11 protein-coding genes are annotated in these 16,419 nt (G+C 42.2%); 7 read left to right on the top strand and 4 right to left on the bottom strand.

The genetic code is table 11. The features are described from left to right. Positions 1 to 65: 65 nt before the first annotated feature. The 3 genes from AC570H_RS21000 to AC570H_RS20990 form a co-directional block, all read right to left on the bottom strand. Entirely contained in the window at positions 66 to 1,049 is a 984-nt protein-coding gene (locus AC570H_RS21000; RefSeq protein ID WP_497358607.1) for a FecR family protein, read from the bottom strand. Positions 1,050 to 1,357: 308 nt separating this feature from the next. Next, positions 1,358 to 1,915 (bottom strand): RNA polymerase sigma factor, encoded by a 558-nt coding sequence (locus AC570H_RS20995; RefSeq protein WP_497358605.1) that lies wholly within the window; start codon positions 1,913 to 1,915, stop codon positions 1,358 to 1,360. Positions 1,916 to 2,004: 89 nt separating this feature from the next. After that, a complete protein-coding gene (locus tag AC570H_RS20990) occupies positions 2,005 to 3,378 on the bottom strand; it encodes a S41 family peptidase (RefSeq protein ID WP_497358603.1) in 1,374 nt (457 codons plus the stop codon). 306 nt (positions 3,379 to 3,684) lie between these two features. Here AC570H_RS20990 and AC570H_RS20985 point away from each other — a divergent pair, with 306 nt between their 5' ends. The 7 genes from AC570H_RS20985 to AC570H_RS20955 all read left to right on the top strand — a co-directional run bounded on the left by AC570H_RS20985 (position 3,685) and on the right by AC570H_RS20955 (position 13,941). Beyond that, the gene (locus AC570H_RS20985; protein WP_497358600.1) at positions 3,685 to 5,301 is read left to right on the top strand and encodes a helix-turn-helix transcriptional regulator; all 1,617 of its coding nucleotides are present in this window, start codon (positions 3,685 to 3,687) and stop codon (positions 5,299 to 5,301) included. A gap of 251 nt (positions 5,302 to 5,552) precedes the next feature. After that, entirely contained in the window at positions 5,553 to 8,330 is a 2,778-nt protein-coding gene (locus AC570H_RS20980; protein WP_497358598.1) for a TonB-dependent receptor, read from the top strand. A 28-nt stretch (positions 8,331 to 8,358) separates the two neighbouring features. Further along, positions 8,359 to 9,618, top strand: coding sequence for a right-handed parallel beta-helix repeat-containing protein (locus AC570H_RS20975; protein WP_497358596.1), 1,260 nt, complete (start codon positions 8,359 to 8,361; stop codon positions 9,616 to 9,618). A gap of 3 nt (positions 9,619 to 9,621) precedes the next feature. Continuing rightward, positions 9,622 to 10,695, top strand: coding sequence for a phytase (locus tag AC570H_RS20970; RefSeq protein WP_497358594.1), 1,074 nt, complete (start codon positions 9,622 to 9,624; stop codon positions 10,693 to 10,695). A gap of 233 nt (positions 10,696 to 10,928) precedes the next feature. Continuing rightward, positions 10,929 to 12,050, top strand: coding sequence for a helix-turn-helix domain-containing protein (locus AC570H_RS20965; protein ID WP_497358592.1), 1,122 nt, complete (start codon positions 10,929 to 10,931; stop codon positions 12,048 to 12,050). A gap of 212 nt (positions 12,051 to 12,262) precedes the next feature. Continuing rightward, positions 12,263 to 13,270 (top strand): alpha/beta fold hydrolase, encoded by a 1,008-nt coding sequence (locus tag AC570H_RS20960; RefSeq protein ID WP_497358590.1) that lies wholly within the window; start codon positions 12,263 to 12,265, stop codon positions 13,268 to 13,270. A 5-nt stretch (positions 13,271 to 13,275) separates the two neighbouring features. Beyond that, a complete protein-coding gene (locus AC570H_RS20955) occupies positions 13,276 to 13,941 on the top strand; it encodes a hypothetical protein (protein WP_497358588.1) in 666 nt (221 codons plus the stop codon). Positions 13,942 to 14,011: 70 nt separating this feature from the next. On the opposite strand, the gene AC570H_RS20950 is transcribed toward AC570H_RS20955, so the two are convergent. Beyond that, positions 14,012 to 16,393, bottom strand: a complete 2,382-nt coding sequence (locus AC570H_RS20950; RefSeq protein ID WP_497358586.1) for a TonB-dependent receptor — start codon at positions 16,391 to 16,393, stop codon at positions 14,012 to 14,014. Between the last annotated feature and the right edge of the window lie 26 nt (positions 16,394 to 16,419).

Genomic DNA, 16,419 nt, shown 5'->3' with positions numbered 1-16,419 from the left:
CGCATTTGTAAAGTGCCGTTTTACCGAACGGCACTTTCTATTTATTTTAATTTTTAGTTGAGTAGCTATTTCTTCATGAGTTTATAATTTATGCTGTCGGTTTTTATGAATTGGATCTGATGGATAAAACTGAGGACTTTGAGCGTTTCGCCTAAACTCTGTGTGCTGAAATCGCCGTTAACCGTAAAATTTTTGGTGGCCTGTTGGTCAAATGCGATATTGATCTTGTAATAAGAGGCAATGCGATAAATAGCCTCGTTAAATGGCGTGCGTTCAAAGCGCATTCCATCGGCAGCATTGGTCTTCAACAGGTCGAAATTGCTCAGCTTGCCCTTTCCGGCAACGTACGTATAGGCTTTTCCAGGGCTGAGGTAAACTGTTGGCCCGCTACTTTTGCTAACAGGATGGATCATTACCTTGCCCGTGTAAAGATTCACCTTGCTCCAGCGGTAAGCCGGATTGTACTGTACCGTAAAAGAAGTTCCCAAAACTGTAGTCTGCAATTCGCCGGCTTCTACGCTAAAGGGCTTGGCCCTATTTTTAACCACTTCAAACAATGCCCTGCCTGTAGTAAGATACACCCGACGTTCGCTTGTTGCAAAAGCCTTCGGATAACGGAAAACGGCACCAGAAAAAGCGGTAACTACCGAACTATCTGCAAGAATTATCTGTTGCGTAGCACCTACCGGAACATTAACGGTAAGGAAAGTTTGGGTGTCTTGAATATAGCGATGGTGCTGATAGGCTTTTACGCCAACTACAACAACCAGCACTGCGGCTATGCCCGCTACCAACTGATAAAAAAGTTTAAAAGATTTTTTGGCTGGTGGTTGGATCTGCGCAACTACATTGTCTTTAATAGAAGCCAACGATTGCTCCATATCAAATGGGATGGCAACAGGAGCTGTTGTGTCCAGGTCCTGATCTTCATCCAGCAAATCGTAATGTTCGCCACCGCCTACCATTTCCCAAAACTCCTGCTGTTCTGAAGGGCTGAGGTTTCGGTCAGCAAATTTCTTTAATAATTCTTTTTTTCTTTCCTGATCCATTGTTAGCTGTAGCCGCCGTTCCGTATTTGGCAATTACTATCATCATATACAATGGAAGTTGGTACTAAGGGGGGCTGTCTTGGAAAATATTTTTTCTAGTAGGAAAGTTGCCGATGGTCTTTTAGTCGGGAGTTTGAAGTCGATAGTCTATGGCTCATCATCGTCATTGCGAGCCCGCGAAGCAATCTCATTGGACGATATTCAGTTGGCAACAACTATTCAACTTGCCACCTAGTCCAACTTGTCATCCAGAGCGAAGCGAAGGATCTACCTATTAAAATGAACCAATCAGCTAATGAACCAGTGAACTAGATATATTCCTCAGATTTATTTAAAATAGCCAAAGTTTGAGAAGCCTTGCTGATATGATCCTTAACGGTTTCCTTTCCAATAGAAAGCTGGTTGGCAATTTCTGCATACGAGAGCTCCGAAATGCGCGACATTAAAAACACTTTCTTTCTTTTCTCAGGCAACAAAATCTCTACTTGGTTTAATAATGTCTTAAAATCGATGTTGGCATTCAGCTGAGCAGATTGATCTCCGGCCACCGTGTTTTCTTTATAGGAATTGGCATACTCTTCCTTGAGCTTGGCATCCCTGGCCACTTGCGTAAGCCAGTTATAGAAAATGCTTCGGGCAATTTTATTGAGGTAGCTTTTTACACCTTGTGTAGCATCAATATTTTCTCGGTACTGCCAGAGGCGGACAAAAGTATTGTTCACCAATTCTTCGGTGGTTTCTCTAGAGCGGGTATTTTGATAAAAGTACAGCCAGATATTTCTGCTGTAGGCATTAAAGATCTGGCCAAAGGATTTTTCGTCTCCTTCAATAAATGCCTTAATCACTTCTTTTGTCAAGTTTTCCATTGATTAAACGCTATCGGTAGTGTTTGTAAAGATATTTAACTCAAAGTATGGCCCGATTAACTCAATATTATCTCTGTGTTAATCGGCATTTAATTCCTATTTCTCATGATGCGTATTGGTCTTGCACTTCGATCAACCATGTCTCTCGAATCGAACAAGACCCTGGTTTCTTGCCGTTGTGCAACTGCTTTTTTAGCCGTTCCTGTAATCGTTGCCACTGCATTTTTGATCAGCGGATCATTGGCATCGCCCAATGGCAACAGGCTTTCGCTAAACTCATCAACCTGCTGATCGGGAATTAATCCAGTGCTATAATTACCCTCGCTCCTGCTGTTGTACAGCTTAAAAATCATGGGCTCGATTTGCCATTTGTTGTTTTTGTCGGCATGGCTATCTTCAATACTGAAAGAAGCCATGTCTTTGCCCAGGGTGGTGGTGCCAATTTGCGTAACATTGATCCAAGGCTTTAAACCTTTAACCAGAAATTCGGCCGCTGAAGCAGTGTGGCTACCTGTTAGAATAAACACGCGATTTAAAGGCAGGCGCATCGCCTTCATTTCATTAAAACTGAAATTGTAACCAGCCGTTATTTTGCCTATCGCATTTTCGAAATTCTCTTTAATGATGCCTGCATTGGAATTGCCTCGGTACTCTACAAAAACATTAGAGGCACTTACATTGGCAATTGCTGTAGCCATTGCTGCGCTTACCCCAATATCGCCACCTGGATTGTACCTCAAATCGACGATCAATTCTGTGGCCTGTTCCGTCTTGAAAAAATTAAAAGCTGCTTGCAAAGCATATTTTGATCTTGCCTCAAACGAGTTATAAAAAAGATAGGCAATGGTTTTGCCTCCAACAGTAAATGTTTTATAAAGATAAACTGGATTTTCATTTACAATGGAAGCACCTACTTCAATGGTTCCCTTGCCTTCAACTTCGAGTGTGATCTTCCTTTGCTTAATGGCCGTCAGGATTAAGTTCGCCATTGTTGATGCATTTGGATTTACGCCATTGATCCTTTTGATCACATCTCCCCGCTGCAGGCTTTTGAGGTTCGCCTGGCTTTGGGGCACTACCAAGCTAAGCACCGTTTTAATTTGGCTACCATTCTCTTGGTATATTGCCATGTCGAAACCAAAATTATGCACCAGAGAAGGGTAATAGCTTTCGGGTACGGCCGGATTAACGAGTCGCGAAAAACGATCGTCCCGATTCAAAATACCGGAAAAAAAATCGGCCGGCGCCAAATGGATATTAGGTTTTGCAGGCAAGGTTTTGTTCCAGTAATAATAAACTTTCATGCTATCCAGTATCCAGCTGTTGATGTATTCGTTTGAACCAGCGGGATAATCGGGTTTGCTTTTATCTTTTCTGCAAGCACTTTGAACAAGGCACAGCAACAGCACAAGGCATGCCCAAACCAGAGGGTATTTGCGGGAAATAGCACTTGTATTTTGCATGGAAATTTAGTTTGGATACCTCCCTACAAACATAAATCCCTCTTATTAACAAATAGTTAAATCGTAAAAGCTACCTTATATTGGCCTTTGCCAATCAGGTAGAAATACGGATCAAAATCGGCCAGAAAAACGAAGCATTGCAAGTTGTTCTATTTTTTTACATTTCTATCGGCCAGAAAAAATGACCAATCCAAGGCCATAACAAGGCATTATGGGTAAGTGAATGCACACGCTGAGGTAACATTAAATTAACATTAAGTTGCTTTATTTGATGATTAAATAAATCCTTTTGTCCACAGCGCTTGTATGGTAAAGTTGCGTTCATCTTTTTGGCTTGTCATTGGCCTTATCACTTGCCTAAACACTGTTGCGCTGGCACAAGCAGAACGACTGGTTGCTCTTCAAGCGATCAGCCAAAAGCATCCTGATACTGCGCTCATTATTCTCAAGAAACTCCATGCGAAGGCATTAGCGCAAAACGATTACCTTGCCGAAGGCCTCTGCCTGCAACAAATGGGGAAGGTTTGCTATAATCAGGGACATTATGCCCAGGCCTTGGAATTTTATCTACATGCTGATAAAATATTTAACGAACACAATGAACGCGACTTGTTAGCGGCCAACATGGGTGAAATGGGCGTGCTTTATTATTACAACAAGCAACTCGACAAGTCGCGCCAGCAGTACAACAAAGCCTTAGCTTTATATCAACAAAACGGCAATCTTAAGGGACAGGCGCAAATTTTGGGCAATATTGGGCATCTCTACGAAAAACGCCAACAGTACGACAGCGCTTTTTACTATCAGCGTTTAGCACTCGAGAAATACAAACTGACCAATTACAAGCAGGGAATAGCCAAAATTTACGAGAATCTGGGTAGCATTTATGAAGACCTGGCTAAATACGATTCGGCACAAGTCAGTTTTACACATTCGTTAGCGCTTTACAAACTAGATCATAATGAAGTAGGGAGCATAGAGGTGCTGAACAATTTAGGCGATATTTTAAGAAAGACAGGCCAATACGAAGCGAGTATTACTTTCTCCAAACAGGCTTACAACCTTGCATTGCAAAACGACAACATTTATCAATTGGCTTCGTGCAGCAAAGATTTGGGCAAGGCTTACGAATTGATGAAACGCATGGATAGTGCGTATTACTATGCAGAATTGAGCCGTAAATATTCGTTGGAGGTTTATTCCAAAGATGCGGTTAGCCAAACTTCTTTTTTACAGGTACTTTACGATATCAACAAAAAAAGCGATGAAATTGCACGCCTCAACAACAGCCGAAAAGTAAACCGCATCATTACCGTAGCTGTGGTTATTGTGGTAGTACTTCTGATCATATTGAGTATTGTTATTTTTAGCCGGCAACGCCTCAAACTCAAAGATCAAAAAGTATTGGCCCGACAACGCGAGGTAGAACACGAACTGGTACAACTGGAGCTGAAAAACCAGCAACTGGAAGATGGAAATCTGAAGCAGGAACTTGAAGTGAAAAGCCGGGAGCTTTCTACCCATACCCTCAACCTGATCAAAAACAACAAGTTTCTCGAAGAATTGCGCAATACCCTCCAAGACATGGTAAAAGACGACAAGCGCGATCAAAAGAAACAGATGCAGCAATTGATCAACCAGATTAACGATAGCTTTAGCCATGAACAATACTGGAAAGAATTCACCACCGCTTTTGAAAAGGTTCATCAAAGTTTTTTCGACAAGCTGAAAGTTTACAGCAATGAATTGACCGCAGCCGACCTGCGTCTGGTATCCTTGTTAAAGATCAACCTCGAATCGGCAGACATTGCTGTTTTGTTAGGCATTTCTACAGATAGCTTAAGGGTTTCGCGCTACCGATTAAGGAAAAAACTAAACATTAAACAGGGTGATAACCTGACAGCTTTTATCCAAGCCCTTTGATCTTTTTTTGATGGTTATTTTTTGGCCTTGTAACGCTTAACATTTTGTTAATGTAACGGTAATGAAATGATAACGGAGGTTTTAAATAACAGTAAATTACTGAAATACAAATAATTACAAAAAACTGTTGCTTTATCATCTACGTGCTTTGTAACGCTGTTGCCTTTTTGTAACTCTCGAAATTTCACTCGGTGCCTATAGCCTTTACATCTTTGCTGCGTCATTTAAAATCCTTGACTTAACGCAAAACAATGAGCAAATTTTTAAAACTTCTTTTTCCCCTATTATTCGTGGCTGGCCTAGCCAATGCAACGAAACTAAAGGGGCGTGTTTACGACAAACAAACAGGCGAAGCGGTGGTTGGCGCAACCGTGGTATTAGAAAATACCGGCAAGGCAACTACTACTGGACTTGATGGTTCGTTTGAATTAAAAAGCGTAACTGCAGGCAAGGCCGTACTTCGCGTTTCTTACCTCACCTATGCAACCGTAACGCAAAACATTACCATTTTAAACGAGGACAATCCAACCTTGAAAATCTACATGGAACCCGCCTCCAAAATATTGACAGAGGTAACCATTAAAGGCGTAGTGAATGGCAACAATGAAAACGAAGCCCGCCGATTGGAACAAAATGCCAATCAGGTGATGAATATCGTTTCGGCCAAGGCCATCGAAATCTCGCCCGATTTGACCGTAGCCAACGTTATCCAAAGGGTATCGGGCATATCGGTAGAGCGCAACAGCAATGGCGATGGGCAATATGCCATTTTAAGGGGCATGGACAAACGCTACAACTATACTTTGGTAAACGGTGTTAAAATTCCTAGTCCAGATAACAAATACCGTTACGTACCATTGGATCTTTTTCCTTCAGACCTGCTAGACCGCCTAGAAGTTTACAAAACGCTTACCCCTAACCTAGAAGGCGATGCCATTGGCGGTGCGGTAAACATGGTGATGAAAAACGCACCAAACCACTTCCAGGTCAATGCCAATCTGGCCACGGGTTATAACCAATTGTTCTTCGACCGCAAATTTACTAGCTTTAGTTCATCGAACATCAGCAGCAAGTCGCCGTACGAATTGCATGGCAGAACCTACAATGCTACCCAGGCCGATTTTAACAAAGGAACATTAGCTTATACCTCAAAAAATCCTGCACCAAACCTAATTGGCAGCCTATCAATTGGTCAACGCTTTTTAGACGGAAAGTTAGGTGTAATTGTAGCAGGCAGTTACCAGAACACCTATCGTGGCAGCAACAGCACCTTCTACAATTCGGCAGTAACAGGCACTGATCAATATGCAGTAATTACCAGTAGAGATGAGCGCCAGTATTCGGAGCAACAAAAGCGTTTAGGTCTCCATGGAAAGGTTGATTATATCTTTGACCAGAACAACAAAATCAGTCTTTACAATTTCTACGTTAACCTAAAAAACGAGCAGCTACGCGATGTGGTGAGCACTACCTATAATGGTGTTTACGATCCGAGCAAAGGCAATGCCGAACTGGTATACAATACCCGCAGCAGGCTAACCGAGCAGGAAATCTATAACAGCACCTTGCATGGCGATCATAAATTCTTCGACAATAAATTCAAGGTACAATGGTCGGCTGTTTACTCTTCGGCCAGGAACGAAGTGCCAGACAATACCACCATTAGTCTGAACGGTATTCAACAGAATTTTGTAAACAGCCGTTTGGCTTTGGTCAATACTTCACCGGTTAACCACCGTTGGGAACGCAATACCGATGAGGACAAAGCAGGTTATCTCGATTTAACCTACACGGCAACGATTGCTGGTACCAAGGTCGATTTTATGGCTGGTGGCCTCTACCGCGACAAACAAAGAAGCAGCTTCTTTAACAACTATACCTTGGCGCCTACCGCAGCCAATGCAGGCCTAATTTACGGCAAGGACTTTCAAAACTATACCGATCTTAATTTGGTGGTGAGCAATCCTACCGGCGCGGTAAGCAATCCGCTAACCTACGATGCCACCGAAAAAATTGGTGCAGGTTATGGCATGGTAAACTTTAGCCTCAATAAGTTGCAGGTAACAGGTGGTGCCAGAATTGAGCATACCAACCAAGGTTACCAATTGTTGTTTCCTGCCGGAGAAACCAACCCAACAGGCGAACAAGTTTATACCGATGTATTGCCAAGCTTAACTTTAAAATATCACCTTAACGATAAGGAACAACTACATGCCTCTTATTACAAAGCGTTAAACCGTCCCGGTTTTTATGAAATTGTGCCAAGCAAGGTGGTAAACGAAGAGTACCAGGAGCGTGGCAATCCGAACCTGAAACGTGCCTTGGCAGATAACTTCGATTTGCGTTATGAGTTGTTTCCCGGAGCATCAGAACAGTTATTGGTAGGTGTTTTTTACAAAAGCATCAAAAATCCTATCGAATACACTTTTCAGCCAGATGCTACCCGTGGACAAGATATTTATTACAGTCCGGGTAATTTTGGCAATGCCAAAAACTATGGAGCAGAACTGGATTACATCAAATTCTTCCACAAAATCGGCATCAAAGCCAACTATACCTACACGCACTCTAGAATTACCACACCTAAAACATCTCGTCAAAGAGATGCCGTTACTGGCGACATCAAAGCGATATCGGTTGATCAATCTAGACCATTATATGGACAATCAGAACACATTGCCAACCTTTCGTTATTGTACAAAGACACCAAAAAGGGCTGGGATGTACAGCTAGCAGGCGCATACACCGGTCCACGCATCAACACCGTTTCGCAGTTCTTAAACAACGATCTTTGGCAACAAGGTTTCATCCAAATGGACCTTTCGGCCGAGAAGCGATTTAAAGGTGGCATCAGTGCATTTATCAAAGCTGGCAACCTGCTGAATACGCCAACCAAACTCTTTATCAAAGGTACCAATCCTGAAAATAACAAAATCAAGGAAGACTTGGTTGAAAACGGACATACTTTAATCAGAAGCGATAATTACGGACAAAGCTATTTGATCGGCATTCGCTATAAACTCAACTAATTGATCAACCACATCAAATTTAAAAGCAATGAACTTTAAACAGATTTTTAACATCTTCCTACTGCTGGCAATAGCCTTTGCAGGTTGCGAGAAAGCAAATGTTGATGTAGATACTACACCGGGGAACGGTTCGGCCATGGGCGAAGTTTCGGGCGTATGGGCAAAAGGAAGCACCCAATTAATTAAGGGTGATATCATTATTCCCGAAGGGAAAACCCTTACCATTGAAGAAGGAGTAACCGTACTAATGGATGTCGATGCCAAACCCGAAATCATCGTCAAAGGAAACCTTTATGCCTTGGGTACCATAGAAAATCCGATCAAATTTACCGTTGGCGATTTTTACAAGACCCCAGCCAATAAATTTGGCAAGCTTTGGGGCGGTATTTTGGCAGCGCCAAGTTGTGCCGAGCTGGTGCTAGACCATACCATCATCGAATATGCAGGCGCTACCACATCAGATGCTTCAACCTCGGTAAAAATGGGCTTGTACAAACAAGTAGCCGGAGAAAACCTGCCAGCGCTTTGGTTCTCGAACGCCAATGGCAAATTGATTGTAATGAACAGCATCTTCAGGAATCTGCAAGAAGACTGTACCTATATTGAAGGTGGCAAGATCATTTTCGCCAACAATGCCTTTTATACTACTGGCGTAACCGGTGGCGAAGCCATGAACTTTAAATCAGGTTGTTTGGCAGACATCGCCTACAATTTGGTTTACAGCACCAATACCAATGCCTTAAAATTATCTAATGCCGGTGATAAAACTCCGCAAACCCATATTATTGCCTATAATAATACTTTCGTAAATACAGGCTGGCGCAGGCCAACTGCCAAAGGTGGTTCGGTTTGGCTAGAAAGCACCGTGCGCGCCAATTTGTACAACAACCTGTTTGCCAATACCCGTTTTGGCGTAAAACGCGATCCGAAGAAGCCAGAAGACAGCCGTTCTGTTTATACCAACAACTGGTACTATGGCTATGACCAAAGCACGGTAAACCAGTTTCAGCCAGGAGGCGATATTGTAGGTGGCACCAATGATGTAATTGGCACCAAAGCGGGAGACAATGACCCGAAATTCGTCAATTATCCGCTGGGCACGGCAATGACCAGTCCTGATTTCAATACCGCCTGGGATTTCCACTTGCAAGGCAATTCTCCGGCCTTAACCAAAGGAACCACCAATTTTACCCGCCACCATAAAGCAGGAATCACCACTGCCAATGGCATTACTTATGTATCACCAGAGCCCTCTATCTTTGTAGGCGCTTATGGCATTAACCTCTAACCAATGAATTTGAACAAACTGAACTGTACACCCCTATTTGCTTTGTTGCTTTTGGCAGCTTGCAATTCGGGCACCCCTACCACCAACAGCACAAGCAACATTAAACCGGTAATTATTACCGAACCTGTAAAATACGACACCGATGATCCTGCGATATGGATCAACAAGGAAAATCCGGCGCAGAGTTTAGTGATCGGAACCGATAAAGATGCAGATGGCGCACTTTACGTATTCGACTTGAACGGAAAAATTGTGGCCGACAAAGTTGTGAGGGGCTTAAAAAGACCCAATAATGTTGATTTGGCTTATGGCCTGATGCTAAACGGCAAACCTACGGATATTGCCATTGCCAGCGAACGCATGACACATAAGCTCCGCATTTTTTCGTTGCCGGATATGAAACCTGTAGACAAGGGTGGTATTGATATTTTTGTTGGCGAAACCGGTCCAGAATACCGTGATTTGATGGGTATTTCGATCTACACCAGCAAAGATGGCAAAATGTACGCCATTGCCGGACGCAAAAACGGCCCAAAAACCGGTGGTTACTTATGGCAGTACCTATTAGAAGATGATGGCACGGGCAATGTAAAAGCTACTTTGGTCCGCAAATTCGGCGAGTACAGCGGCAAAAAGGAAATTGAATCTATCGCAGTTGATAATGAGCTGGGCTACATCTATTATTCTGATGAGCAAACTGGTGTTCGCCAGTATTATGCCGAGCCAAGCAAGGGCGACAAACAGTTGGCCATTTTCGGCACTACTGGTTTTAAAGCAGACCATGAAGGCATTTCTATCTACAAGCTGAGCGACAGTACAGGTTACATTTTGGTCTCAGATCAAGGGGCCAATCGTTTTCAGATCTTTAGCAGAGAAGGAACCAGCAAAAACCCTTTTGAGCATAAACTGTTGAAAATAGCCAATGTACAAGCCACGCAAAGCGATGGTTCTGATGTGGTGAATGTGTCTTTAAACGACACCTTTAAACATGGTTTGTTTGTGGCCATGAGCGATGACAAGACTTTCCATTATTACCGTTGGGAAGACATAGCTGGCAAAGAACTAAAGCTACGCTAGCTGATTGCTTGTTTATTATAAAAAGGCCGGCTTGACCGGTCTTTTTTGTTTAGGATTTGGTTTTCAATTTGTCATTCCGAGCTTAACGAGGAATCTATTTCGAGAATAGATGCTTCGCACTGCCCTGCATAACAAACCATTCTTTCACAAGGCTAGGCAAACCAATGACAAATGAACCAATGAATTAATAAATACTATCTTTGACCCAAGATAAGGCGCCAAAACTACCACTTATGATTTACCTGATCGGGATCATCATATCATTTTACCTTTCTATTTTGCTCATCACCAAAAAGGGGAAGGCTTCGTCGGATATTTGCCTAGCCATTTGGCTATTTGTGGTAGGCATCCACATGACATTCTTTTACATCGTGATCACTGGGCGTTACCTCAACACTCCTTATTTCTTGGGATTTGAAATTGCCTTACCGCTTGTTCATGGTCCGTTTTTGTTTCTATATACCGCGTTGCTTACCAATCAGGTTTCCAAAAAACTGAATTGGCTATGGCATTTTTTGCCTTTTGTATTGGCCAATATCGCCATCTCCAAATTTCTTGTAGCACCAACAGCCCATAAAATAGATGTTTACCAGCACAATGGAGCAGGCTATACAGAACTGGTTCTCTATATCAACCTTTGTGTAATTGCTTCAGGTATAGTTTACGTAATGTTATCCCTCTGGTTGCTCAACAAGCATAAAAAGAAAATCACCAACGAATTTTCAGATATAGACCGGATCAACCTGAACTGGTTACGCTACCTCATTTGGGGAATTATTGCGATTTGGATTGTAGTGATCTTCACCGAAGATTACCTGATTTTTAGCGTTGTAACCTTGTTCACTTTCTTTATCGGCTATTTTGGCATCAGGCAGGTAGGCATATTCAACCATGCACCCAAAAACAACAAGTTAACGGTACCAAATTCATTGGCCACTGTAGAGCCTACCGAAGAACTTGTGCCCAAAACAAAATACGAGAAATCGACCTTAACCGAGCTTTCGGCTAAGGAAATCCATTCGAGATTAACCGAACAAATGGAAACGGCAAAGCTGTTTAAAGATCCAGAACTAACCTTGGGCGAGCTTTCTACATTGCTTAATGTACATTCTAATGTATTATCACAGGTTATCAATTCTATTGAAAACAAAAACTTCTACGATTACATCAATCAAAAAAGAGTGGAAGAACTGAGGCGGATAATCACTTTGCCCCAAAATAAAAACTTCACCTTATTATCGCTGGCATTTGATTGCGGCTTCAATTCTAAGACCTCGTTTAACCGCAACTTTAAAAAAGTAACCGGACTTTCTCCTACCGAATACCTCAAACAGCAGCAGTTGACTTTTGCCTAGCTCAATTGACGTTTACAACTCACCAAATAGGCTTAATAATCGTCATTGCAAGCTCGCCAAGCAATCTTACTCGAGACAAGCCTTGTGCAAAGGGCTTTTTCGAAGGATCAAGTCTAGGATGACGAACAGAAATTGGTGCCAACCTACCTATTGGGGCGCTGTACAATAACTACAGGCACATCTTTGTCAAAAAAAATTAAATCAGCACAAAGATGAAACACCTTAAACTAATGGCCTTCGCTGCCATTATTCTTTCTCTGCTCGCATCATGCATGAAAGAAAGATCAATTAACGAACCTGGCAACCTGGTGCCAAAAACGGTAGACCAAGACCTGAGCCTACCAGCAATTACAGTGAACGGTGCCCGTTTACATTCTGAAGCATTTGGCAATCCTAACGATCCCATTATTCTGGTTTTACATGGCGGTCCGGCAGGCGACTACCGTTACCTGCTCAATTGCAAGGAATTTGCCAGCCATGGCTATCGCGTTGTTTTTTACGATCAACGAGGCACTGGTTTATCACAGCGATTCCCTTATTCGCATTACCAGCGCATAGATCAAAGCTATGATGATATTAATGCAATTATCAGCCATTACAAAACCTCGCCCAATCAAAAGGTTTTCTTGTTGGGTCATTCATGGGGAGCGATGTTGGCAGGAGCTTACCTTAACAAATACCCCACCACAGACCCATCACATCCAACGATTAGCGGAGCGGTACTAGGCGAGCCTGGTGGTTTGATTTGGAAAGATGTGGAAGACTATGTAGAAAGATCACGCAAGATGATAATCACCAGCGAGGCACTCAACAATGCCACCTATATGGATCAGTTTATTACGGGCAAACGCGATGAACATGCCATTCTCGATTACAAATATGCATTGCTTACCACTGGCGAAGCATCAAATGTGGGCAACGAAGCTGATTTGCCTTTTTGGAGATCTGGCGCCATTTTACAAGAGGCCTACTTTGATATCGGCGACAGGGAACAACCCAATTGGACTACAAACCTGCGCCAGTACACCACCAAAATATTCTTTATTTATAGTGACAGAAACAAAAGCTATGGCTTGGCGCATGCGCAAAAAGTTTCGTCGGCTTTTCCAAATGTAGCCTTGTTTAAAACCATGGGCGCCGGACACGATATGCTTTCGTTCCCAACGGGATGGCAAAACACATTCCCCGCAATGCTCAATTACTTCAATTCGCTCAAATAATCCCTATGAAAAATACGATCATCGCAATCATTATTGCACTTTTTTTAAATAGCTCTTATACCAAGGCCCAAGTAAATTGGGGCGCCTTAAACAAAGAAACCAGTCACTTGCTTAACGTGAATGTAGGCGTAGAATATGGTCTTATCTATGGCATTGGCTATGGCTACCATTTAAAAACCAAAATGCCCATTTTGTTAAACTTAGAATATTCCTTCCCTTCGGGTAGCAGCCTTACCGACGATTTTAAGACCAAATTTGGTGGACAGATCAACGTATTAGAACTGAACAGCTTTAGGTTCAGCGCCAAAGTTTACGGCATATTTAGGCGTTACCAAAACAATTATGTCCGCATTGCCAATTTTGGCAGCGACATGGCCGTAAATTTCGGACTTTATAAAAAGCGTTGGTTTATTGCAGGCGAGGTTGGTTTTGACAAGGCCATTGTCAGCAATTTCAAACATACCGATCAATTCAAGCAAAATTTTCCATCGGTTCAAGATGGCTGGTACGAGCCAGCAACAGGTGGCAACTTTTACTATGGACTACAAGGCGGCTACTCGCTTAACAAGCACGACATTTACCTTAAAGCAGGAATGGCAACCCAACAAGATTTCAAGACAAAACCTACCGTGCCTTTTATGGTACAATTGGGCTACAATTTGAGGTTTTAAAAGGAAATGCATCAACTGTCCCCTTTGGACATTCCATTGGGGGCAGTTTAATTCACTAATCAGCCAATGGCTAGTTACTCCTTTTACGCTCTTCCTCATTACCGAAAGCCCTGTTTTTTCCTTCCATTTTGTTGTTGCCAAAACTATAGGTTAAAGAAAGCCTAAAGAAACGACTGCTGTTGTTTTCGCTGTACACTTGTTTAATGCCGTTTACTACCGAGGTATAGTCTTTCAGGTAAGCGGTATTGAAAATATCATTGGCCAAAGCCGCTGCTTGCAGTTTGCCTTTAAACAAATCCTGTCTGAGTCCTAAATTCAATCCATAAATGTTGCCTACTTCATACAAGCCTCTTTTTACACGAGAACTGTAAAAGGCATCGGCCTGGAGTTTTAGCGTTTTACCTAAGGAAAAGGTATGGTCAGAAGTTAAATAAAGCTGTACATTGTTAACAGGAACTGCATTGATTCCGTTGGCGAACCTGCTTTTTGAGCCCAAAAGGTAAATCAGGTTTTCGCTCTGCCACCAAGAGGCAATGTCGGCCGAATAATTCTCGCCAATGCCATAATAATATTCTCTAAAATAGTTCTGTCTGCTGATAATTTGGGTGTTGGTTTGAGGGTCTGAGCTAAATATGACACCAAAGCCATCTGTAGTAACATTAAAGAAAATATTGGTTCTCAACTTGCCTTTATACACATAGCTCCAATCAAAATTATCGTTAAACGATGGCCTTAAAAAAGGATTGCCTTCCGAATAGCTGTTGCTGTTGATATAAGAACGGAAAGGATTTAAATTGGCAAAGCTCGGTCTGTTTATTCTTCGGCCATAATTAAACAAAAAGTTATGATTAGCCGTCGCTTTGTAAGCCATATAAAAAGTTGGGAACAGTTTCGGGTAGTTATTGGTATGCTTTTGACCTAAGGTGCTCGAATAGCCTTCGGTTTGAGTGTTTTCTAGCCTTAAGCCCAATTGTAGACTCAATTTTTCATTCAATTGCTTAGTGCCGCTCAAGTAAATAGCCTGATTGTTTTCTTGGTATTCGAAAGCATTTGAACGGTTTGGATCGAGTACCGGATTGCCGCTAACGGTATTAAAGTATTGGATATTGGCATTGCTTTTAATGAAGCTCGCTTTTGCCCCATAAGACAGGTTTGCAAATTTCAAAGGTTGCTCCACATCTACCTTTATACTGGTATTTACGATATGTTGCATCGATGCATTTTTAGCCGCCTGATTCACGTTCAGGAAATGACCATCAGGCAGATAGGTTTTGGCCACAAAGTTGTTATCTACGCCTGACTTGTAGGTAAAATGATCTACATCTACAGACAGCTTTCTGCCTAAGGTATCCAGCTTTGAAAGCAGGTGGGCATTATAGGTATTGCTTCTGTTGTACAAATCATTTTGAGCGGTATTGGTCAGTAGTGAATCGATGCCATGGCCAGCATTATAAATATTGGTTTTGGTGAAGTCGCTGCGATCTGGGCTGTTAAAATTCCCGAGGTACTGAACCCCAATTGTGGTACGATTGGAAAGGTCGTAATCGAAAGCCACACCAGTTGAAGCATTATCCTGCTTTTGTTTTCCGGCAGTCTGCAGCTCCCAATTACCTTTTGGATAATAGGTATCCAGCGTTTCTTTTGACTTTTGATAACCAATCCTTCCGCCTGCATTAACCGAAAACTTAACTTTGTTTTTGTTGTAGAAGAAACTATTGCGCAGGCTTAAAAAACCATAGGCATTTTGATCGTAGGCTAAGTTGCTGGTGTTTTTCCATGAGTTTTGCATTCCTTTCTTCAAAATAATATTGATCAGCCCGCCATCTCCACCGGCTTCGTATTTAGCGGGAGGATTAGCAATCACCTCGATGCTTTTGATATCGCTAGCCGCGATCGAATTGAGGTAACTGATCAGTTCTGTACCGCTAAGCTCCAACAAACGCCCGTTGATCATTATCCTCGAAGTGCCTTTACCCAATAGGCTAATTGATCCATTTTGTACCATTACGCCTGGCGCAACACTTAAAGCATTAAGGGCATTCCCACCTGTTGCAGTTATGTTTCCCTCTACATTAAAGATCAAGCGATCTGCTTTATATTCTATCATTTTTCTTTTGGAAACAATCACTACTTCATTCAATTTGCCTTGTTGTTCTTTGAGCTGAACGACGCCTAAATCGGTATTTTTCTCTAGCTGTATTTCTTTTTCCCAAGTATCAAAACCCAAAAAGCTGATCTTGATTTTATAAAGACCCGGCTTCAATTGCAATTCGAAAGAACCATCTTCTTTAGTTAAGGTGCCCGAAGCAATTTTGCCTTGCTGATCTGATAAAACTACATTAGCCCAGCCAATAGGTGCTTCATTGTTTTTAACGTTTCCCCTTAATTGTACTTGTGCCTTTGCCCAGAATGGAAGCAGGATGAAAAAGGCAATGATTTGAATTCTGTTCATGATGTTGTTGTGATTTGTTGGATCAA

The organism is Pedobacter sp. B4419, from assembly GCF_059693725.1.
The sequence above is the reverse complement of the archived record's forward strand: the minus strand, read 5'-3'. Positions and strand labels throughout refer to the sequence as shown.